25 protein-coding genes are annotated in these 20744 nt (G+C 55.9%); 20 read left to right on the top strand and 5 right to left on the bottom strand.

Annotated elements, in window-relative coordinates:
• Positions 1 to 10 precede the first annotated feature (10 nt).
• Both ACLCGK_RS02275 and ACLCGK_RS02270 read left to right on the top strand, forming a co-directional pair.
• Positions 11 to 667: a hypothetical protein gene (locus ACLCGK_RS02275; protein WP_410951142.1), complete on the top strand. Its 657-nt coding sequence runs from the start codon at positions 11 to 13 to the stop codon at positions 665 to 667.
• Positions 664 to 1119 carry a GNAT family N-acetyltransferase gene (locus ACLCGK_RS02270; protein ID WP_410951141.1) on the top strand — a complete coding sequence of 152 codons (456 nt, stop codon included), beginning with the start codon at positions 664 to 666 and terminating at the stop codon, positions 1117 to 1119. Before ACLCGK_RS02275 ends, ACLCGK_RS02270 begins: the two co-directional genes overlap by 4 nt.
• Before the next feature lie 424 nt (positions 1120 to 1543).
• Here ACLCGK_RS02270 and ACLCGK_RS02265 read toward each other — a convergent pair whose 3' ends face one another.
• Both ACLCGK_RS02265 and ACLCGK_RS02260 read right to left on the bottom strand, forming a co-directional pair.
• Positions 1544 to 2746 carry a hypothetical protein gene (locus ACLCGK_RS02265; protein ID WP_410951140.1) on the bottom strand — a complete coding sequence of 401 codons (1203 nt, stop codon included), beginning with the start codon at positions 2744 to 2746 and terminating at the stop codon, positions 1544 to 1546.
• 38 nt (positions 2747 to 2784) lie between these two features.
• Positions 2785 to 3933 (bottom strand): hypothetical protein, encoded by a 1149-nt coding sequence (locus ACLCGK_RS02260; RefSeq protein WP_410951139.1) that lies wholly within the window; start codon positions 3931 to 3933, stop codon positions 2785 to 2787.
• Between the two features lie 88 nt (positions 3934 to 4021).
• On the opposite strand from ACLCGK_RS02260, the gene ACLCGK_RS02255 reads away from it, so the two are divergent.
• From ACLCGK_RS02255 to ACLCGK_RS02220, 8 genes are all read left to right on the top strand, one after another.
• On the top strand, positions 4022 to 4972 hold the full coding sequence (locus tag ACLCGK_RS02255) for an MBL fold metallo-hydrolase (RefSeq protein ID WP_410951138.1): 951 nt from the start codon (positions 4022 to 4024) through the stop codon (positions 4970 to 4972).
• A complete protein-coding gene (locus ACLCGK_RS02250; protein ID WP_410951137.1) occupies positions 4926 to 6221 on the top strand; it encodes a F390 synthetase-related protein in 1296 nt (431 codons plus the stop codon). Before ACLCGK_RS02255 ends, ACLCGK_RS02250 begins: the two co-directional genes overlap by 47 nt.
• Positions 6218 to 6445, top strand: a complete 228-nt coding sequence (locus ACLCGK_RS02245; protein WP_410951136.1) for a hypothetical protein — start codon at positions 6218 to 6220, stop codon at positions 6443 to 6445. Before ACLCGK_RS02250 ends, ACLCGK_RS02245 begins: the two co-directional genes overlap by 4 nt.
• 76 nt (positions 6446 to 6521) lie before the next feature.
• Positions 6522 to 7283 (top strand): hypothetical protein, encoded by a 762-nt coding sequence (locus ACLCGK_RS02240; protein ID WP_410951135.1) that lies wholly within the window; start codon positions 6522 to 6524, stop codon positions 7281 to 7283.
• A gap of 31 nt (positions 7284 to 7314) precedes the next feature.
• Positions 7315 to 8142: a hypothetical protein gene (locus tag ACLCGK_RS02235; protein WP_410951134.1), complete on the top strand. Its 828-nt coding sequence runs from the start codon at positions 7315 to 7317 to the stop codon at positions 8140 to 8142.
• Positions 8143 to 8540: 398 nt separating this feature from the next.
• Positions 8541 to 9911, top strand: a complete 1371-nt coding sequence (locus ACLCGK_RS02230) for a hypothetical protein (protein ID WP_410951133.1) — start codon at positions 8541 to 8543, stop codon at positions 9909 to 9911.
• A complete protein-coding gene (locus tag ACLCGK_RS02225) occupies positions 9908 to 10666 on the top strand; it encodes a hypothetical protein (protein ID WP_410951132.1) in 759 nt (252 codons plus the stop codon). Before ACLCGK_RS02230 ends, ACLCGK_RS02225 begins: the two co-directional genes overlap by 4 nt.
• A 96-nt stretch (positions 10667 to 10762) precedes the next feature.
• Positions 10763 to 11314, top strand: coding sequence for a hypothetical protein (locus ACLCGK_RS02220; RefSeq protein ID WP_410951131.1), 552 nt, complete (start codon positions 10763 to 10765; stop codon positions 11312 to 11314).
• 2 nt (positions 11315 to 11316) lie between these two features.
• Here the strand turns inward: ACLCGK_RS02220 and ACLCGK_RS02215 are convergent, their stop codons facing one another.
• Positions 11317 to 12672, bottom strand: a complete 1356-nt coding sequence (locus ACLCGK_RS02215) for a hypothetical protein (protein ID WP_410951130.1) — start codon at positions 12670 to 12672, stop codon at positions 11317 to 11319.
• Between the two features lie 11 nt (positions 12673 to 12683).
• Complete coding sequence (locus tag ACLCGK_RS02210; protein ID WP_410951129.1) at positions 12684 to 14027, bottom strand: hypothetical protein; 1344 nt, start codon at positions 14025 to 14027, stop codon at positions 12684 to 12686.
• A gap of 184 nt (positions 14028 to 14211) precedes the next feature.
• On the opposite strand from ACLCGK_RS02210, the gene ACLCGK_RS02205 reads away from it, so the two are divergent.
• Genes ACLCGK_RS02205 through ACLCGK_RS02195 form a run of 3 tightly spaced genes read left to right on the top strand, consistent with a single transcriptional unit; the run spans position 14212 to position 16256 of the window.
• Positions 14212 to 14904 carry a hypothetical protein gene (locus tag ACLCGK_RS02205; protein WP_410951128.1) on the top strand — a complete coding sequence of 231 codons (693 nt, stop codon included), beginning with the start codon at positions 14212 to 14214 and terminating at the stop codon, positions 14902 to 14904.
• Positions 14905 to 14922: 18 nt separating this feature from the next.
• Positions 14923 to 15804: a hypothetical protein gene (locus tag ACLCGK_RS02200; RefSeq protein ID WP_410951127.1), complete on the top strand. Its 882-nt coding sequence runs from the start codon at positions 14923 to 14925 to the stop codon at positions 15802 to 15804.
• 5 nt (positions 15805 to 15809) lie between these two features.
• Positions 15810 to 16256 carry a hypothetical protein gene (locus ACLCGK_RS02195; RefSeq protein WP_410951126.1) on the top strand — a complete coding sequence of 149 codons (447 nt, stop codon included), beginning with the start codon at positions 15810 to 15812 and terminating at the stop codon, positions 16254 to 16256.
• A 203-nt stretch (positions 16257 to 16459) separates the two neighbouring features.
• Here the strand turns inward: ACLCGK_RS02195 and ACLCGK_RS02190 are convergent, their stop codons facing one another.
• Positions 16460 to 17395 (bottom strand): DUF3883 domain-containing protein, encoded by a 936-nt coding sequence (locus tag ACLCGK_RS02190; protein WP_410951125.1) that lies wholly within the window; start codon positions 17393 to 17395, stop codon positions 16460 to 16462.
• Positions 17396 to 17523: 128 nt separating this feature from the next.
• On the opposite strand from ACLCGK_RS02190, the gene ACLCGK_RS02185 reads away from it, so the two are divergent.
• From ACLCGK_RS02185 to ACLCGK_RS02155, 7 genes are all read left to right on the top strand, one after another.
• On the top strand, positions 17524 to 17901 hold the full coding sequence (locus tag ACLCGK_RS02185; RefSeq protein WP_410951124.1) for a hypothetical protein: 378 nt from the start codon (positions 17524 to 17526) through the stop codon (positions 17899 to 17901).
• A 118-nt stretch (positions 17902 to 18019) separates the two neighbouring features.
• Positions 18020 to 18283: a hypothetical protein gene (locus ACLCGK_RS02180; RefSeq protein ID WP_410951123.1), complete on the top strand. Its 264-nt coding sequence runs from the start codon at positions 18020 to 18022 to the stop codon at positions 18281 to 18283.
• Positions 18284 to 18383: 100 nt separating this feature from the next.
• A complete protein-coding gene (locus tag ACLCGK_RS02175; protein WP_410951122.1) occupies positions 18384 to 19118 on the top strand; it encodes an ATP-grasp domain-containing protein in 735 nt (244 codons plus the stop codon).
• 12 nt (positions 19119 to 19130) lie between these two features.
• Positions 19131 to 19445 carry a hypothetical protein gene (locus ACLCGK_RS02170; RefSeq protein WP_410951121.1) on the top strand — a complete coding sequence of 105 codons (315 nt, stop codon included), beginning with the start codon at positions 19131 to 19133 and terminating at the stop codon, positions 19443 to 19445.
• 40 nt (positions 19446 to 19485) lie between these two features.
• Positions 19486 to 19785, top strand: coding sequence for a hypothetical protein (locus tag ACLCGK_RS02165; protein ID WP_315695678.1), 300 nt, complete (start codon positions 19486 to 19488; stop codon positions 19783 to 19785).
• Between the two features lie 11 nt (positions 19786 to 19796).
• A complete protein-coding gene (locus ACLCGK_RS02160) occupies positions 19797 to 20258 on the top strand; it encodes a hypothetical protein (RefSeq protein ID WP_410951120.1) in 462 nt (153 codons plus the stop codon).
• Between the two features lie 106 nt (positions 20259 to 20364).
• Positions 20365 to 20736 (top strand): hypothetical protein, encoded by a 372-nt coding sequence (locus ACLCGK_RS02155; protein WP_410951119.1) that lies wholly within the window; start codon positions 20365 to 20367, stop codon positions 20734 to 20736.
• The last annotated feature ends 8 nt before the right edge of the window (positions 20737 to 20744 follow it).

Genomic DNA, 20744 nt, shown 5'->3' with positions numbered 1-20744 from the left:
GGAAATACCCATGAAAAGAACACCAGCCGAACTGTCCGGCACGCTCGTAAAGGGGGAGGACGGCGCCCCCTTGATCGTGTATCGCGGTGAGCGGGATCGAAACAGTCGACCAGGCTTTCATACCCGACTGCCCTCCCTGTCGTTTGGGAGTCTTGAGGCGGCCCAACAATACGCCGAGGGAAGCTACCCAGAAACCGCCAGCGACCCGCGTATTTTTGAATGCTACCTGAATATTCAGAGACCACTGTTTAACCGGGAGGATCCGTTCATTGAGTTCCCCGAGATTGTGGCAGTGGTGGGGTTTGAGTTGGCGCTGAAGCTGGCTATCCGCTACCAGGATTACGCCATGAACACCGATAACTGGCGTTGCCACCTCGATCCCGATGATCGCTACCACGGGGTGGCGGATCTCTATGCAGCGGAGCCCGACAAGCTTGAGCAGCTGTACACCAACATCTTCCCCATCCTGGACGACCCCGAGTTTGTGGTGGCGGCCAAAGCTGCTGGTTACGATGGCGCCATTTACAACGGAACAGGCGCCAATCTGGCCGAGCTGGAGTACCGTATTTTCGATGCAAGTCAGGCCTACTGCGCCAGGACAGGGAAATGTTTCGGTGTCTTGACTCGGCGCGAGCGCGAAAGGGATGAGGAGGGCCTGACACCATGATCCAGATCATCGACATCAGCAACGAAGGCGGAGCGCTTTCTGGCTATATTGTCGATGCCAGCCAGCCCAACCTGGAGAACTACCTGGGTGTTCACACTAGCCTCAGCAAGGCGATCATGCTGCACCTGCGTCAACGCGGGGAGCGGGTGGCACTGCTGGCGAACCTGTACGTGGAGGAAGCCTGTCGCGGACAAGGCCATGGGGGTGAGTTGGTAGATCGGTTCTGTCAGGAAGCTGAAGCCGGTGGCGCCACCGCCTATCTGCTCATCTGCGACGAGGCAGAGACCCAGCTTGATGGTTTTGAGCTATGCCAGTGGTACGAAGCGTTCGGTTTTTGCACGGTGTTCAAGACCTCCCAGGGCCCGCTGATGGTCGTTCCCGAGGCCTTGTGTAACAGCTTGGCAGAGTTTCTTGGGGTGGGCGCTGAGCCCGATGAGGCGTACGAGCCCTAGCGACTGCTCGCTGGCCGGTGGTGTGGCGTTCGCTCAGTCCCAGAAATACACCGATACGAGCTCAGCCGTTAGCTCCCGGACAACGAAGGCGCCAGTCAACGCGCCGAGGAGCACAAGCGCAGGAGGAGAGGCCTCATTGAGGACATACAGTGCGACCAACACCGCCGCTAGACCACCCAGAAAATAACGCATAAAACCTCCCAGTCACCTTTTAACTGAAATTGATGATACGTGGCCTTGCCAAAATGTCAATGGAGGGCGGGCGCACCAGCTGCTAACGCACCTAGCAGAGCATGCCCGTCCCTGGCGCAAATGCCTGGCTGAGCTTGCGGGGCGGGGAAAGTCCGATAGGGCGTATCAACCTAGAAGCCTGTTCTTTGATCACAAACGAAGCTCCTCCCGGAAAAGCTTTACAGGCGGTTGGTCAAAGGCCGATATCCGAGGCCAGCTTGTCTTCCATGAAGCTGGGAAACTCCCGGAGAAGAGTCTCAGGAAGCTTGCGAATACTGATGATTTGCCGCCTGGCGTCACTGCAATCCATGCTGAGCGATGCGATCCATTTCAGCAGCACACGGGTTTTCTCATGCACAAGTGGGTCTCGACTCTTGCCCGCTTGGCCATACACGGCTTTGAGCGCCGCTCCGACATTTCCGAGCTGGGTTTTCAGGACATCCAGTTCATCATCCCGTGAACGCCTAGAGTCTTTGACAAGAAAAGCCTTCAGCTGATCTGCCGTAAAGCGAGGGGATTCCAAAACGTACGCCATGGCAGGAAGCGCATGATGGTCTTTGCCCAGCTTGGTGAGAGCCCGATCAACTAGGGTTTCCTCGATGGCCACCCCCATCTCTTCGGCCAACGTGAACTGCCGAACATTATCTCGGGTTCCTAGAATCGCAGGGTACATCGATGGCGCCAGCTCTACAAAGCCGAGAGCGTGGAGTTGCTGAACGACCGGGAACGGGATGAGTGCTTCTGTTTCACTGGGCAAGCTTCCAGCTCGATAACGACTGAGACGCCTAGCAATGTAAGTAATGACCACGTCTTTGCGGTTTATCAGTACCTGGGCCACGGGCTCACTTAATTGGCCCTTGATGTACTCTTTTTTTCGCTCACTCCAAATGCTATCAAGCCCTGTAAGCGGGCATCCGAACCTCTCGATCTCTGCTGTGGCTACGTTAGTCAGGAAGTAATCCAGCACTTCGGATTTGGCTTCTTGTTGGTCAGGCTTTGAGAATTGGTTCAATAGCTGCAAATGAGATGCGTGGTCTTTTGGCCAGAATGTAAGGCAGTTTCTCGCCAGCATCTTGCACAGCGCGGAAGACATCTTATCGGTGCCAGCATTCCAGATCAGATGCGGGGTCGGAGCCACCCGCTCCAGCAGCAAGCCAAGCGCCTGCTCGGATAGATGCCCTTTTATTACGGCAGGAATGATCTCCATCGATTTGAAGAGTTCGCGCAAACCCCCGTTGGCGATCTCGACTAGGTAAAACTGGCCAGTCGAGAGCGCTTCCACCATGCCTTCGGTCAGCACATCCAGGCTGGTTTTCAGCAGGCCCGCGTCATTTCGCTGGATAGCCTGCTGCACCATCGGCAGGCTTTGGTCAAACTGGTCTTTCAGCGTTGTCATGGTAGAAGCCTTCGTGTGAGCGTCGAGAGTCAGGGTATTCATAGGCCAAGATCGCGGCAGAGGTGGTGCTCGCGACACACCGGGTTGGACAGGATCAGGTCTTTGAGTTCCTGAGGCAGGGACGGGGCGGACAGCAATTTCCCCGAAACATTGGCAAGGTCGATGTTTCCGGACAACATCCTGGAAACCGCCGCCATGAGTTTGTCTCGCAGTTGCTTGTCGGTGGAATAATTATCCATACTCACCCGCCGGGAAATAGCAATTGCCATGTTATTGCAATGATTTTCAGAATTTTCAGGAAGCAGGGCTTTAAAAAGAGTGGCGTTAATGGCTGAGTCGCGGAACAGATGGGCGTACGTAGCCAGGGGCGCCTGCCCGGTCTTCAGTAGCAAAGGTGACAGCAAGGTGTAATCAAATGCATGACCTTCCTGTTTCATGGCCTTAATGATAGTGAAGTCCAATCTATCATCGATCACATCCATGATTGCCTTGTCCGGATAGGGGCTGAGCCCAGCCTTGGACATTTGCACCAACCATTTAGGCGGAAGATTGTTTGTATGTTGCTGCTCAGCCGTTTCATTGAGGTAGTGCTGATGCTTTGTCAACACAGCGAGGGTGCTTGCGTCAAGGTAGTGATCCTGGTCGGAGGAGGAGCCTTTTTTAAGGTACGAAATGGCGGTCATCGGCGAAAATCTTCCGATTGACCCCCTTCCCGGATAATCCTTCGATACGCGGGTAAGGATGGCGTCGAATACCATGTTGAATGCCTTCAGCTTGTCCTGCTTGGCAGCTGATCGGCAGAAATCAAAGAGATCGGCCAGGTGCTGGTCTTCGCACCGGATCACACTGCTGGCGAGTGCATCCATGAGACGCTCGCTCAGCCCAGTGGCTTTTGCCGCAGCGAGTGCAGGATAACTGAATTCCCGCAAGATCAAGGCTAGGTTGTCATCGGACAGCTTGTACTCGGCATGTTTTTCCAAGGGCCTGGCCTGGAGAATCCTGGCGTCGAATTCATGTTGTACCTGCTGGCACAGCGGGAGGCCGCCAATCGATTCCAGGCTGGTTTTGAGTGTGGCGTACATTTCAATGCCATCGGCAATGATGACGCAATTGTCCTTCGCGATGCCGGCGCTGATGAGGCGGCAAGCACTGCCCAGGATGCTGGAGTCGGAAAAAACAGGGGGCATGTCAGTAACTCATGGGGGCTGTGCTTTCAGTATGCCCTGAGCGGAAACTCGTCAGGAAGGCCTGGGCCGGGTGGCGGGAAAATTTAAGGTGGCGCCCGAGACAGTTATTCGAATTATCTGTATATTGTCATCTCGGCGTCGCTCAGCCCTCAGTGAACTCTCGATGATTGATTACAATCCGATCAAGCAATTCAAAATCTACCAGGCAGGCCATTGCACGCACCCAGGATGCGTGGCGGAGAAGGGCTGTGGCATCGAGCCCAGAGAATTCCCCGCCTATGTCGCCCTGATTGAGCATGAGCGCTACGGCTTGATTCTGTTCGACACCGGATACGACCCGGAATTTTTCGTGCAGACCCGCAGCTTCCCGGAGAGCCTGTATGCCCGCACCACGCCTGTGACCCTGCCCGTGCCACTGGTTGAACAACTGCTGGCCGATGGCATCGATCAAAAGGACATCCGCCATCTGGTGCTATCCCACTTTCATGCCGACCACATCGCAGGCCTCAAGCGCTTCACCGAGGCCACCTTTGTGGCGGATGAGCGAGGTTATCGCAAGCTGATGATGATGGGGCGTTGGCGCCAGGTCATGCAGGGGTTCCTCAAGGGCTTGTTGCCCAGCGATTTTGAAAGCCGCACCGCGTTTGTGAATGACTACACCGACTCCGTTCGCTCCATCCTGCGTCTGGATGCCTGGAAGTATTGCAACCTTCAAGCAGCGCCGCTGTTCAAAGATGGCAGCACCTACCTGGTCAACCTCCCAGGGCATGCTGCAGGACATATCGGCCTGCTGTTTCGTATGAACGGCAAATGGGTATTGCTGTGTGGAGATGCGTACTGGACGCAGGGCAATCTCGATCCAGGCGGAAATCGCAGGCCGAGCTGGCTGGCGCGCTTGATCATGGACAGTCCACGGCAGTTCGACACAACCCTTGATGCCATTGTCCGGCTGCGCCGAGATGCTGGCGATCGGCTGACGGTAATCGGTTCCCATGACAGCTCCATTGCCCAAGGAAGTCCAGCCCTTGAATTCGTTTAACATCCTCAAGCACTACCTGTGGCACCGCTTTGCCAGCTTCGGAAGCCGCGAGGCCCTTGAGCAATGGCAGGCCAAGCAGATTGATAGGCACTTGCACTGGGTGAGTCTGAACACACCGTTCTACGCCCGCTGCGGCGGCAAGCCCCTGGCTCAATGGCCGATCATGAACAAGGCCATGATGATGGCCAACTTCGGTGCCATGAACACCGTAGGGCTGACCGATGATGAGGCTTTCATGTTCGCCCATGAGGCAGAGTGTCAGCGGGATTTCGGCTCGAATTTTCGCGGGGTCACGGTTGGCTTGTCATCCGGCACTTCGGGCAATCGTGGCATCTACCTCGCCTCCCAGGCTGAGCGCGAGCTGTGGGCGGGGGCCATCCTGGGCAAGATGATGCCGGATCTACTGTGGCGCAAGCACCGGGTTGCCTTGTTCCTGCGCGCAGGCAGCACACTGTACGACACAGTCAAATCCCGGCGTTTGCAGTTTCAGTTCTTTGACCTGGCCAACACCATGGAGGCCAACCTTTTGCAGTTGAACCAGTATCAGCCGGACATCATATTCGCCCCCGGCCAGGTGCTCAAGTTGCTGGCCCAAGAAGCTGAACACCTTGTTTTTGCCCCCAAACGCATCATCGCATGCGCTGAAGTCTTGTATGACGACGCCGCCCAGGCGGTGCGTAATGCCTGGGGCGTAGAGCCCGAACACATCTACCAGGCCACCGAGGGCTTCCTCGGCTGCACGCAGAAAGGGTTTTTCCAGCTCAATGAGGATCTGGTGCATGTCGAGCCGTTATGGCTGGATGATGCAAAGACGCGCTTCAAGCCATTGATCACGGATTTTCGCCGGGTCTCGCAGCCGATCATTCGTTACGAACTCGATGACGTGCTGGCCATCAACCCCGAGAGCCGCACGGTGTTCCGAGAAATCGCCAAAATTGAGGGGCGCTGTGACGACATCCTTGACGCCTTGACGATTGCCGGCCATAGCGTGCCGCTGTATCCCGACTTTTTGGTCAGGGCGGTACTGTTCCAAAGCAGTATCCACCAATTCCAGATCGTGCAGAAATCGCCTCAGTGGCTAATCGTCCGGTGTAAGCCTGAGGACAATGAGCGGATTGCCCGGATCCTTCTCGATGTGTACCAAGCGCGTGGGCTGATTTCCCCGGTTATCCAGCATGAGCCGATGACCCATGATCCGCTGGCCAAGCAGCGCAGGGTGGTGAAGCTGCCCAAGGCGGTGGTCGCATGATACCAAAGCTCATTCAGCGTCTCATGGGCCTTGTGCGCTGCCTGTTGATGGGGGCGGCCTTGGGCTTGGCTTACCCTGCGCTGGTCTATCAGTATCGCAGCTGTCGGAGCTGGATGCGGTTGATTCCTGGCTTCAGGCGGCTGGCTTCACTAGCCACAGGGTTCTTCCTGGTCTATGTGGGGCTGGTCGGGGTGGCGGTTATGTCCATGGTGGGCGCGCTTTGACCTTGGACATCAGGTACAGTAGGTGTACCCGCGCACGCCTGCCTGGCGGCGCCTACCCCTTTTTGAGTTCCCCATCATGAGTTTTACCTACCTGGCCTTGAAGCGACTGCGCGGTGGACGGATGCAATTGGGTCTCACGTCCGCAGCGCGCAAAGAGTTTCAACCCCTCGTGCTGTGCATGTGGTTGCAGGCCATGCTCAATCAGTATCGCAATGCAGTGATCCCGGTCGAGCTGGAGCCTGAGGCGGAGTGCTTTCTCCAGGAGCATGAAGCGGCCATCGAGCAATTCAAAGCTGGGCTCAGCCCCGCAGGCGGGTTGCTGCTGGCGTCTATCCTCTTGGCGTGCGAAATGCCGACCACCCATGACCTGGATGAATGCCTGCTTCTGATTGCCAGTACCGCAGACCATTCGATGACGATTTCCGCACGCGCCATCCCCAGGCTTACTGTTCAGTTTTCTACGCGCAAGCACCCAAGCTCCCCGCGTGAACGCCTCATGACGATCAAAAGCGATGCTGTAGGTCAGCTTGGGTTTGAGGCGGCGTGCCTGGCATCTAGCGTGATCAAGGGTGCTCTGTCGAGAGAGATGGGGGTGAACATCACCTTGGTCAATGGGCCGGCAGTGTTTGGCGACGACTACTACCGGCGACGCTTGACACCTGAATTCGCAGACCTTCTAACCTGGCGTGTGTACCGCTTTATGGTGCAGTACCTCTGTGAGCGTTTGGCGCTGGCCCAGGTCAAGGCATCCATTGGCATCATCAAGGTGCTGCACGACTATTTCGAAGCGTTGCAAACCCCAGACACCAGATACCCCAACAACATGATCCGCCAGTAATGTGCTGGCGTACCCTACTGGAGAAGGCGTCATGACCGAGTGTGCAAAGGACTTTGAATGTTGGCTGTGGGCAGGCGATGTCTATACAGCGCTGGAGCCGGTGGGTGGAACATTCACCCCTGAGGGTGTTGCGCAACTGCTCGGCATGTCCAATATGGAGGTGGTGGAAAGAATCGAGGAACGCTCGATCCTGCCGATCAGGATCGTCGACATGAACTCAGGATCCATCCTGATTCCAGCCTTCCAGTTTGCCGGCACCACGCATGTTCCGCATTTCCATGACGTCTGGGATCGGCTGGATCCTGGGTGCCGGGTGGAGCGGATTTGCCAGTTTTTCGCCCACGAAACGTTCGCCGACACCGGGGTGCGTATTATTGATGTATTGCGAAAATGCCCCTCGACAGAGGTCGTTCAGGCGATCGTCGAGCAAGCGGACGCGTTCAAGGCCTGGTGTGCGCAAAGCGATATCGACCACCGCCAGACCTTCTGCTTTACCTCGGATCGCATCCTTTCGGCGATCAAAAACAACACGATAGCTTATGTGGATGAGCAGCTCGTTGAAGTCCCAGAACAGACCCGAGATGGATTCAGGGTTGTGCGAGGCGAGCTGGTGGGCACTACCGCCTGGAAGGTCAAAGGGTTTTTGAAAAGCCTTGTGATTATGACCTTGGAGTGTGTCTGCATGGTGCTGGAGTTAGTGCTTGGTGGGTTGCTGTTCCCGATATACGTGATGAAGTGCTGGGAGCTCCGATCCTTGTTGGTGAGGACAAAAATGCTAGTTTTCATGTTTATTGGGCGCGGGGTACTATTCATCCTGTACATTGCCTTGATAATCGGTTGGTGCGCAGGCTGGTTTTAACACCTTAAATTGGTAGTGGGGACAGGGTCATGAAAAAAGGTAGAATCTGGGTGCGCCAGTGTCTGGTCGCCGCCGTGGCTGCCATGGCATTCCAATCTCAGGCATCTGCGGATGCCGTCGTCAAAAATTTTGTAGTTACTGAGGCCACCTCTTTAGCCCCCGTGCAATTTTGCATGCCGGAGCATACGCCTTTTTGGCGTCAGGGCGTTTGCTCTCCGGTTAGCCCTGAAAAGTACCTCCAAGCGCTGTGCCCAGGCGCGATTCTGCGTTCACTGGCGCCTACGCCCTATGACAGAGCTCCAAAAACAGTGGCTATCGGTTACGAACCGCCTCTGGGTGGGTGCAAGCCCTCTGACAAGGCACAGGGCCAATAACAAAAACCGTTTGAGGGCAGGGACATGAAAATTTTGATTACCGGCGCACGTTCCTACGTCGCCTACTACTGGGCGCTGGCGCTCAAAGACAAGCATGAAGTCATCTTCGCCGATAGCATGGCCATGGCCTACTGCCGCTTTGCCCCGTTCAAGGCAGCCTTCTTCAAGGTCGCGCCGCCCGCCCAGGATTTCTGGGGCTTCCGCAAAGACCTTGTCGAGCTCGTCCTCAACGAGGCGGTGGATCTGATCATTCCGACGTGCGAGGAGGTGTTCTTCATCAGCGCCTTCAAGAATGAGCTGCCGTGCAAGGTCTTTTGTGCCGACCATGCGCTCTTGGCTACCTTGCACAACAAGTTCACCGTGTTCGAGACCCTGGGCTTTGCCCGCGCCGTGAAGTTCCCAGAAACCCAGCTGATACGCCAGCGTTCTGACGTCGACCGCTCGTTCAACTCGATCCTCAAGCCGGTGTTTTCCCGTTTCGGCGCGAAGATCATCACCGACATCAGCCTGGCCGAGCAAGCCAAGCTGGATGTATCCTTCCAATGGGTGCAGCAGCGCAGGCTGACCGGTAGGTCGCTGTGCAACTACGCCATTGCGCTTGACGGGCGTATGCTCGGTCATGTCTGCTACCACGCCAGGCACCGCATCAAGCATTCCTCGGCGCTCTACCTGGAGCCGATGGAGAACGAGGCCATCACCAACTTCACCCGTGCCTTCATCGCCAAGCACAACTACACCGGACAGATTGCCTTCGACTTCATCCAGACCGATGACGGCAGAGTCACCGCAGATCTGTCTCAAAACCTGGCCCAAGCTGACCTGGGCGTCTACGTGATCGAATGCAACCCACGAGGCACCAGCGGCATCCATCTGATGGATCTAAGCACGATCGCCCCGGCGCTGTTCGAAGATGGCCCGGCGATTCAAAACCATCCGGAGCCGGTGGCGTTCAAGTTCCCGCTGCGGATGTACCGTTGCCTGAAGCTGTTGGAGACCCGTGTGGGTGCCTTCTTTGGTGCCGAGCTCAAGCGTGCCAGGGACGTGCTCAGCCATCCAACCCATCCTGTGTCATGCCTCGCTACCCCGGCAGCACTGGTAGAGCTCCTGTGGCGCCGCCTAAGGCGTGGCATCAAGTTGACTGAGGCCTCGACCTACGACATTGAATGGAACGGCGAGAAGCTGCCCGAGGGTGCGCCTGCAGGTAGTTTCAGCTACTGGCTGGAGTCAGAGAGCGATCGCGAGGTTGTCTACCGCTATGGTGTCAGCGGCAAGGAGTTGGGCTTGATCCACCTCGACCGAATGACCGGTGGTTATCATCTCCTAGAGGTTGCCCAGGGTGATGAGGGTGGGGTTGAGGGTGAGGCTTTGGGTCAACTACTGGTGCAAGCACCATGACCGATTATGAACAACTATGGTCACGGGCCTACGCGAATGCCCCGCATGTGACAGACATCAGTCAGCCAGGCGGTGGGCTGAGTTCAACCCTGCTTGGCATGCATGCGTTGTCCTGGGTTAAGGCCCAGTCCAAGGACATAGCCCGGAACTGGTTGGCGGATACCGCGCTCAAGTACCTAACGGCGACTGAGGCCTTCGAGCCAATACCCCTAGAGGTCAAGGACGGCATTCACAGTTCGCTGAGTTATGCCGGCAACTGGGTATTGCATTTGATGTCCCTTCAGGTGCTCTTGCACCCGAGTCGAGCGCCGGTCAGCCAGTGGGGCTTCATCGAGCAAGGGGCACTCGATTACCTGGGGTATTGCTCCAACAAGCATGTCGCCGGGCTCATGGTTGAGATCACGAGCTGTGCGGTGTATTTCATGGGCAAAGGCGTTGACATCGATCTTCAGATGTTCATCGCCAGGTCATGCGCAGTCCTCAATGAGCGCTCATCCGCCTTTGCCGGGGAATCCAGGGTTCCGGCGTTTGCGATCTTCTGTCCCAAGGAGTGGCCAGTAAAAGAGGATACTCAGACTTTTGTGGCTGAAGCCGCCAGATTCATTGCCGAGAACCCCGAACGCGTTCAGTTCCTGAAGGGGGTTGGTGAAAATGCCTTGAAGCGCCTGTTTGCGACTTATGACATGAAGACGCTTGGGCCCTTTTTAAATCAGCGCCAGCTGGAAAGTAAGTTGTCTGAGGATCTTGGCCTCTAGGGGCAGGTCACATTTTGGCAACAAAGAGCGCTGCTTATATTCAATAAACCTACACTCCGTTGGCATACTGGTTAAAACAGCTTGTCGGAGTGGGTAATGAACAATGTGCAACAACTGACTCAGAGTATTGAGCGAGTTGTCGAAAACTGGCTGGGGGGTGAACCCGCCCGAAATGCCAAGGAAATCGTGGATGGTGTTGCTCGCTGGGGAACGGCCAGGGACTTCATCAGTGATGTCTACAACGATCTCTGTTCGAAGGTGAATCTGTTCGAAATCGGAGTGGGGCAGGTGCGCTTCGGGGATCTGATCAGCAAAGTGCCGGGCGATGATTTCGTGTTCGACAAGGCGCATCTGCGGGCGCTCTGGGCAACGGGGCCGATCCCGCCAACGATAACCCTGGATGACCTCGATGAACAAGCGCAGAGCATGTTCTACGCCTTCAGGCACCATGAGTGGATCGTGCTTGACGGCAAGCACTTCGATGCTGAGGCGCCACGGGGGGCCAACAGCGTGCTGCAACTCCCATTCTTCCAGCGTCATCTGGATCACATGCAGCAGGAGAAAATGCGCCAGTCACAAGCCGATCGGTTGCCGGAGTACTTGATGACCTGGACGGGCGAGCTGAGCGACGAAGAATTGCCCTTCTGAGGTCAGAGACCTAGATCAGTAATCAGTTGCCTTTCAACTCCATGATCAGACATTCGATCCAGAAATGCCTTATCCGGAAAGTGCTCGTAGAGCGTTCTCAGCTGATGATCATTCAACTCCAAACCCTTGAAAGCTTCAACAGACTCGGCCATGATTAAGAAACTGGATTTGTTGACAATTTTGGGGTTGTCAGACCCATTGAATTTCAGCAGCGCCCCTAGGTATTGTTGCCGAGTGAAACTCTCTCGTTCGAGAATGTCCAGGATTTCACCAGGGGAAAGCGAGGCGCAATGCTTCATGAAGTAGTGCTGCATACTTAGGCCTTGTTGATCCATGGCTCTTGCGATAGATGCCAAGATGGCATTAAGTTCATGATGAATAGGGTAAATCTGGTCACCGACCGTTTTGGCGACCAATTCACTGACCTCGTGTTTGAAGAGCGCAAGGAATCGGGGGAACTGTGGGTACTGATGCAGCTTTTGGTCGACATCATCAATCACCAGGTCTTTCATCCGCAGAAGCCCTGTACTCGGTTTCCGGTAGGTGACGTCGCTTGTAGGGCACCTGATGGCGACAGGAAGGTGCTCGGGCGCCATTCGATACTGCTGGGATGGGTTCTTGTCAAAAAAATTGCAGCCCAGGTCTCCGGCTTTGCCGATGGCCAGGATTTGATTGGTGGTGCGTTCGAACAACTCGCCCATCGACATGCCATCTGAAACGCCCATGGCCACCCTAACCCTGGAGAATGGGTCGAACTTGAAGATCGCCAGGTTGCGATCAATGGTGGCCCTGGCAAGCACTTGGGATTTAGAGCGATCGGCAAGCTGATTCACCGTGTCTTCGTCATCAAATAAAAGGGCCAATCGCATGACTTCGACATCTTTGAGGCAAATGTATTTTAGAAAATCATCTCGGTTGGAGTCATCGGTATCGAGGATGACGGCATACAGGTTGGCCAGGTTGATATGGTTTAGTTCCCGGAGCATATAGTTAAAGTCAAGGAATTCGTTATCATAGTCAGCGCTGATTGTTTTGCAGTACCTATACATTGCATTCCAGTCAGGCGCTGGAATGCTCAGCGCGTAGGCGATGTTGCAATTAATGATATGGTCTCGTGCGTAGTCGCGTGTTTCCTCTCCCATTTCCTCAACTATGTCTTGAAAGCTCTGGCCGCGCTGCATGCAACGCCTGATTGCCGCCTGGGCATTCAGTTGCACCGATCCGTCGAGGAAGCTGGAGTAGAAATCAAGCCCCGTGAATTGATCCGAGATGAAATCTTCAGGCTTGTGAGGCTCGGCGATCCCCAGAATGGTCATGCCATTCTTGTAGGTAAAGGCGGGGGTATGGTTGGCAGGCATGTTTTTTGTCCTCAAAGACCCAGACTTTCCGAAAGGTGCGATTCAATGCCCTGGCTGCTAAGGTGCTCCAGGAAAATCGGGTTGCCAGTCGCCTTGTGAGCACTGGACAGTTCCTGGTCATTGCGCGCCGCCATCAAGATGTCTTCGACCGGCAGCTGCTTGCACAATTCCGAGATCAGGAATGCCTTGAGAGGGTATTCATTTAGGCGTCTCTCCTGCAGCAAATCACGAATGCAGTCGATGTAGCCACCACCTGGTTGATCGAGCCTGTCGACATACTCGGCAGCCGATTTGCCGCGAATGCCTTTAATTACCAATTCCTTGAAGGTAATGCCATGGGTTTGCAAATCAGTGAGCAACTGGCTGATGACAGTCTTGCGGGCGTGGCATGCAGGGGCGCGAGCGCGGTTGAGGGTAGTGCACAGATCTATCATCACGGCTTGAGTATTTTGCGCCAGGTACTCCTGATAGCGCGGTATGTGGTGCAGGGCTCGGTCAATCAATGGCTTCCTGAAACTTTCTTCGCAGGCGTACCCAATATCAGGCTCATCCCCCCTCCTGGCGGACTCAACAGGAACTCGCACCGTATACAAAGATGGTTGATCTTCGAACACGGCAAGCTGGAGCCTGATCCTGGCCCTGACCTCAGACATCAGCATCGACTTGCCACAGCTGTGCTCAAAGCGGACTTGTGACAAGGCATCAAACGGGGTTTCGGCCAACAATTCGGCTACTTCAATGTCGATTTTATCGTTATCGTAAAACAGGCATTCCAGGCGCCGGGTCATGCCCGGATCGTCGCAAGCAATCGCCAGCCTTAGCAATTCCATCTTGTGATAGCTCGGATTGGTAGCGCCAGCACACCATTTCTCCGTAGGGCGGCTTCTCAGGATCTTGTACAGGTTAAGCAGGTTGTAATCCTGAAGGGGAAAGCTGGCGTCCTCCATGACTTGTTTTACATTTTTCCCAGCATCGCTCTGGCAAATGAAGTCCGCATAAGCCAGTAGCCTTTCATAGTCAGGTGCAGGGATCGACAGCGCCATGGCCAGGTTCATGCCAACAATCTCATCCTTTCGGTCTTCAATGTCTTTGCGGGAGAGGGGCAATCCATCAGGCTTATAGCCCACGCTCGTCAGATCTGGTGCCTTCAGCTCCATGCCCGAAAAAATTTGTTCCAGAGAGGCGTGGGCATTGGCAAACGCCCGCAGTGATCGTTGTGCCTCGTGCTGAATAAACCCATTGAGCATCTGCTCAAGGCGAAAGCCTGGCGCTGCATTTTCCAGAATTGGATCCGTAAACCTGAAATCATCCGGATTGAGACATGCAAGACCATTGGTGAGTACGATGTAGGTCACGGTTAATGCTCCAGTGTGTGCTGTTTGCCCAGCGGGAAAGCGCGAGCGTCCTGACCAAGGCGAATAATCCCATGATAGCCGTGGCGGCGGAGCGCTCACAACACGCAATGGAGCGGGGCAGGGGCTTTCGTGCTGGCCTCCTCAGCCGGTATTATTGAAATATTGAACACTGAGTCGTGAGTCGATGATGCTCAATTCCCAGACCTACATCCAATACAGCCCCCATGAGTGTATCGAGGAGCTTTGGGCTGGGCGTGATCCTGTGTCCAGACGAAGGGTTGAGTTGGCTCGCGATGTGGCGCTGGGCCAAGACGAAGCCTGTTGGCGCAGGAGCTTCTATGCCCTTAATGGGGTCAGCCAATGGGGTTCCGACGTTTTCCAGTGTCTCCACTTGCTGCGCCCTGAGATTGACAATGAGACGTTCCATACCGCATTCAGTCATGCCATTGCAGAAGCGTGCTTTCGCACCAGTCCCTCACGCTACCTGATGTTTGTGTGTGCCCTGAAGAGCTGGGGCGACCTAAGCGCCCAATACTTGAAGAATCCAGAGCCCAAGGCGCGTATTGTCGAAAGGGTGCTAGACCGGATGGCCAGTCATCCCAGGTATCGCACGATCAAACTGGATTTTCTGCTTGTGCCGAAGGCGCATGAGTTTAGAGGTTTGAGGGATCATCGATTCAGCATGGATCCGGCGCCACTGATGCAGCATTTCATCGGCAATCCCGTGCAGTTTGACGCCTTGTTCAAGAATTTATCTGGCAAGCGCCTGACGTGGGCTTTGAACAACCTGCCTGCCAAGGCGATCGACGCCTACTTTGATCGACACCCGAAATCCGACAAATTGGCCGCTCGCCTTGAAATCCAACTTGGGCTGTAACCCTGGAGAATAACAACAATGAACCTTACCTGGTACAACCTGCAAAAGCAGTTCAACGCCCAGATCCACGCCGATGACTTCGACCTGGAGAAAGCAGTTGCTTGCCGATTCGACTTCGGAGAGCGGGCCTCGATGCGCGACATTCTCGGTCTGGCCATCCACGACTCCCTGATCGGCGCGTCTGGCGCCAAACCTGTCAATATCGCGGTAAACCGCAGTCTGGAGGTGTTGGCGGAGTGCGCCCCACGCGACCTCTTCAAGGCCAACTTCCTGATCGCCAATGGTGGCTTTGCAGATCCGGAGGTTCTGGAGCGCTTGTGCGGCGCTTCTGGCCCCCTGGCAGTGGATGTGCAGGAGCTCAATTGCGGGCCAGAGCGCAAGGTGTCGATGAACCTGGAGTGGAAGGGGGATTGCCACTTCAATCCCAAGTCGGTGCGACTGGTCGCCGAGCACCTTTGGGATTGGGTGGATTACCAGTACAGCCTGCGGGATGCCCTGGCCCGCTCGCGCAGCGCGCCGATCGTAGGTGAGTTGTTGAGCTTCAAGCCCATCAGTGATTTTTGCGCCAATTCGACGTTCTCAACAGAGGCCCTGGAGCATCCTGCCGTGCTTGCCATGATCCTTCGCAATGGCCATTTCGAAAACGGCCAACAGGGCCAGGCACTGCGCGCCAGCATTCTGACTGGTGACCGGGCCACGGTCGAGGGCATGGCCCAGCGTATTTGCAAGGGCATCACCGCCCTGCGCGATGACTACAGCGTTCGCTCGCAAGCCGGTGTGTTCCAGTCGCTGTTGCAGACCTATTTCCCTGGGGGTGAGGGCGCAGACCCCGCGCTAATAAAGCTTGCCAACCGATCTTTTGAGCGTATATTGGACGACTCGACTTTGCAGATTGGATGAGCTTCATGAAGGCAGAAGACTTCGACAAGGTGCTGATCAAGGTCAGCAACGTGTATACGATGCCAGGCGATGAGCCTGAGGCCAAGCTTGCCTTCAAAATGGAGGAGGTGCCGGCCTACGAAACCGACAAGATGTACAAGACAGTCGATAATCAGCGGATCGCCAAGACCAAATTGCTGAAACCGGTCAATCGCTATCAAATGCTGATTCCGGTTTACGAGGCTTACTGCCTGCCGGGCGATGAGCAGAAGGCGGCGGAAATCATTCGCAACCTGCTGGAGCCGAAGCTGGATGAGTTGCTGGGTCATATTCAAGCCATCGTCAGCGCGATCAAAGGCGGTGTCCAGCTGTTCGACGGCCCTGCCTACTATGCCCGGAGCATGGCTATCAGTGATCAGAATCGCGCTCGCCGAAAGGCCCTTGAGGAGCAGCAGGAATCCCCAAAACCTTGAGGGCGGTCGGCACGGGGTGCTTGCTGGAAGCGCCCAGGCCCTGCTCGCCAACCTGATGCCCGTTCCAATCCAGACTTCCGGCCAATGTCATCCAAACCTCATTGAAGACACCGTGCATGAAACGACCGCACCTTTGTGCGATCGTCCGCAGCGGTGACTCGACGCCAAGGGTGGGGCGCCGGCACGCTGGCGCCCGCCACTGCTTAAAGCACCTTCTTTGCCACACCTTCGTAGGCGAACGGCGTCAGGTCAAACGTCTCATAGACCTGGTCGAAATCGAGGAGGTGGCCAACCGGCTTGTCCAGCGCTCCTGTGACCACAAACAACCGCCAGCGCGGGTTCTCGTGGTAGTTATATTCATTGCGGGTCAGGAAGAAATGGGGCGTATCCATGCTGGTGCCCTTCACTTCGACATGCAGTTGCTCGCCGGTAACTCTGTCGCTGAAGAGCAGGTCGAATCCAAGGTTCAGGCTGGAGACGTCGCCAATGTCGTACTGGCTGTCGAACATCGTGTAGGCATGCTGCATGGCCGCCAACTCCACCTGCTTCCGGTGTTCGGCATCGGGGAACTTGAGAAACGGCGGCCTTTCCTTAGCCTTGTCAGGTTGTCTGCCCACGATGCGTTCGGCTAGGTTGGCCAGCTCCTCGCGCCAGGCTTGGCTCTGCTCATCGCGGTTGCCCCGCACGTACACCACCGGGGTGCGCTTCATGTGCTCCCCACTGATCTCGATCTGCCGATCTTCAAGGGGTATGAGGGTCGCCTTGTCCGCACTGACCACGTAGCTGAAGTGGGCTCCATCCGCATCGAGCGGGAAGGGTACCGTCCCATACTCGGGGCGATCGGTGAACTGCCGTTCAAAGGTAGCGTTCTCGTAGTAACCAACCACCGTGATCGGGCCGTCGCCATCGCGTGCGGCGACAAATATCAGTGTCCAGCCACGACTCTCCAGGGGGCGTGGCGTTGAGAAGTGAGCGCCAATAGGGTGGACATACGCGTAGTAACGCCCATCCGGTGCCTGAAGGAAGTTGAAGCGCTCGTGCGCCTCGGCATAACGGTTGATGTGCTGATGACGCCCCACCACCTCTTCGCCCCGGTAATCTACAGCCCAGCCCGTTTTGATAAATGCTATTCGTTCCATGCCCGGCACTCCCAATGTCAGGATCGCCAGCCTAGGCTGCATTCCCCTGAGGGTCAAGCGCCAGCAATGGTCAATGCCCCAGGATTTCGATTACTATCTGGCCTCAATTCAAGCCAAAAGGATTTCTCATGTCGGATGCGAACACACCGGTCAGGCACATACGCCACGACCCAGCCCTGCGGTTTACGGTGGTGGCCTATGCCTACGAGCACTATGTCGAGTATTCCATCTACGACATTGTCGGCTTCAAGGATGGGAGCGATGATACTCCGCTCTGGCAACGAGCCGGATCCCACAGCAGCCCTGATTGCGTGGAAACCCTTGATCAGGCGGAGGTGTATTTGAGCGGCTTAGTCAAATGGGATGGCTGCAGCAATTGGAAATTCGACGAGCAGGATCGCTCCATGCTGCATGCGTGCGATAGGGACGGCCTTCTGCGCTACGGCCTGGTCATGGCATTGTGTTGGGATTGGATGGACGAGATTTGCCCGAGCTGGTGCCCTTGAGCGCCAGGATGAGGGCATTGTTGAACATGCCCTTGCCCAAGCCACCACCATTATCCATTCAGGGGCAGCAGCGATGGCTTGAAATAGGCCTCGCTTCGATTTGCCGGGCAGTCGCCGCATGAGTAAGACCAAGAACGATCAGCATCAGAAAATTTTGCCCAACCCCAAGTTCTACCCGCCTGAGCAGGAAGTAACATTCCTCAGCTTTGGCCTGGATGAGCAGGGACACACGCTGCGCCTCCTGGTCAATGGCCAGCAGCACTGGGTGCGCGTCGGCTTCAAGGACGTCGACTCGATGTACCGGGGCCAGGAAATGGTGCGGCAAGGGATCTTTAAGTCGGCGTCCATGCTACACCCCTCGACCGAGGGTGGCAGCAGCTGAGCCTGTTGCGAGGAGGAAATCACCGCATGGCCGATTACGTGATATATTGATTAAATGGCAATGGCCTCAATTTCTAATTCATTTACCCAGGGTGGAGATCATGGCCGCAGTCATCGAGCACAAATCAGGGTTCAAGCTCTGCCGGGAATCCCAGATGGCCGTCGACGCGCTCAAAAGTCAGGGCAAGCCCTATGTCCTGGCGGCGCTGTCGCAGTTGCAGCGCGACCGGGTAATGACCGACACCGCGCCACTGGTGGTGGGCACCCTGGACTTCATCAAGGCTGCGCTGCGCCAGCGAAAGCTGCCGATGCCCGAGGAAAACTGCTACCCCGAAGCACTGGGTCACCTGCTGCACCGCTTCGTCTGGAGATCCACGCTGTATGAGGTGATCCAGGAAGTGGTTAAGGGGAAGCCGCTGTTCGCCAAACCCTCGAAACGCACCAAGCGCTTTACCGGCATGGTGGTCAGAGACGGCTTTGACTGGCGCCTGGACAGAATTCCGCGCAACGAGCCTGTGTGGTGCAGCGAAGTCTGCGAGTGGAAGAGTGAATGGCGGTTCTATGTGGTTTGCCATCAAATCCAGGGCAAGGCTCTGTATCACGGTGATGGTGCACTCGGTGTCGATGAGCGGGTGGTGCAGGAAGCGGTGGCCCTCATGGCTGCTCTTCCTGTCACACCTGTCAGTTACGCAATCGATTTTGGCGTATTGGCCAGCGGCAAGACCGCGCTGGTGGAAATGAATGATGGGTTTTCGATTGGTGCCTATGACGGGGTTGATCCTCAGGCCTATCTGGCGCTGCTGGAAACCCGATGGCATCAACTAACCACTGTGTGAACGAGGTTTTCTATGGGTGATTCGTTTTGGGGCAGTCCCTGGCTTTGGGGTCTTATTGGTGTCGGCGCAGGCCTGGCTATTGGTGCAAAATTCATGGGGCCTGATGTGCCAGTCAATCCGGTGGTCGAGATCAACGAGCTGAGGAGCGACTGGACGATCGAGTGCATCAAAAGAGCCACGCCGCAGAATTACCCGACGCCTCCGGAGGCGATCAACAACTGCACGGAACAGAGTCTCAAGGTCATCCCGTTGAATCAGGCGATTCCGAGTGTCGCTGGCACACCCCCCGATAACACACACTCCGGCGATACAGACCGTCAGTTCTGACGCCTGGCGAAATGATTTGGAGAGATTAATGAGAGATGTAATGGTGAGCAAGACCATGATCAAAGGGTTTGGCATCGGCCTGGCCGTTGGCTTTGTGTTTGGCTGTTTCTTCATCGGCTCGTTCGTGAGTGGCCCGCCCAAGCCGCCACCCACTGCCAATGAACTGCGCAGTGCGTGGGCGAGCAAGTGCATTTCCGAGGGCCGGATGGCGGGCCAGGCCGCTACCAAGGAAATCATTGATGTCTGTACCGAAACAGCAGCCAAGCTGATACTCAACGAAAAGCTCCCCGATTCGATCCCAGGCGGCTATGATCTAGCTCCGAACGTATCGTTGAAATAGGGAGCTGGGCAGTGAAAGGGAAAATCTGGGTCATTGGAATATCGCTGGGACTATCCTCCATCGTCTCTGCCCACGCCGCTGAAACCCAGTGTCCTGCCGGCAAGGAGGTGGCCTGCCAAGAGGCGACCTTCCAAGCTCAGGCGTACAATGAAGCTTTGCGATCAAAAGCCCGCCCTGCGCTCGACCTGGATTCTGCCGTCGCTGAGGGAGAATTCTTCACCCTGAAAATCAATGTTGACGTTGATCGAGCATCAATCGACACCCAGGATTCGGCAAAGCTCACGCACATGGTGGACTTGTTTTCCAAGCCCTTGCTGGCCATGTGCGAAAGCTCCCTGCACGACAAGCTCATCAGCGCTGGCGGGGGATATCGCACCGAAGTTTATGCCAAGCACTCGCAGCTGCTCCTCTCCATTCCGCTTGAGTGTGAGCGCCCCGGCAGGGTTTCCGCGAAAATCCATCCGGCTTCATAAATAACGGTATTTGCTGCTGGGTTATCACTTCCTTTCTGTGGCTCGGTGGCGTATTTTTGTGTTCAGCCTTTACCACATTCTGTAGAACTTCTGACGAGGACTGCCTGTGACCAGCAAAGTATCCACCGCCGACTGCAAGGCCTTCGTCGTCGATTTCCAGCGGAACAATCCTGGGCTTGAGCGGGGTCGTTTCGGCATGCCCGCTGATGCCCCTGAAGCGCCTTATGCAGGCCTGGACAACGTCAAGAACTGGAAGCGTGTCTCCAAGACCCGACCTGTGGATGGCGAGCTCTATCATCGCTATGGCGACACCGCGACTCCGTTCCGTACCAATGGCGAGGCGCGCATTCCCGTGGCCCATGCTGATATCGCCTGGGTACGCACTTTCGACTTCGACCCGGCTGATGGGCAGATCGCCTACTTCGTCTTTGAGCTCAAGGACGGAACCCTGGTAATGGGTGACTACATCGGTGATTGAGTGGAAAT

The organism is Pseudomonas sp. S1(2024) (genome assembly GCF_046557535.1).
The sequence above is the reverse complement of the archived record's forward strand: the minus strand, read 5'-3'. Positions and strand labels throughout refer to the sequence as shown.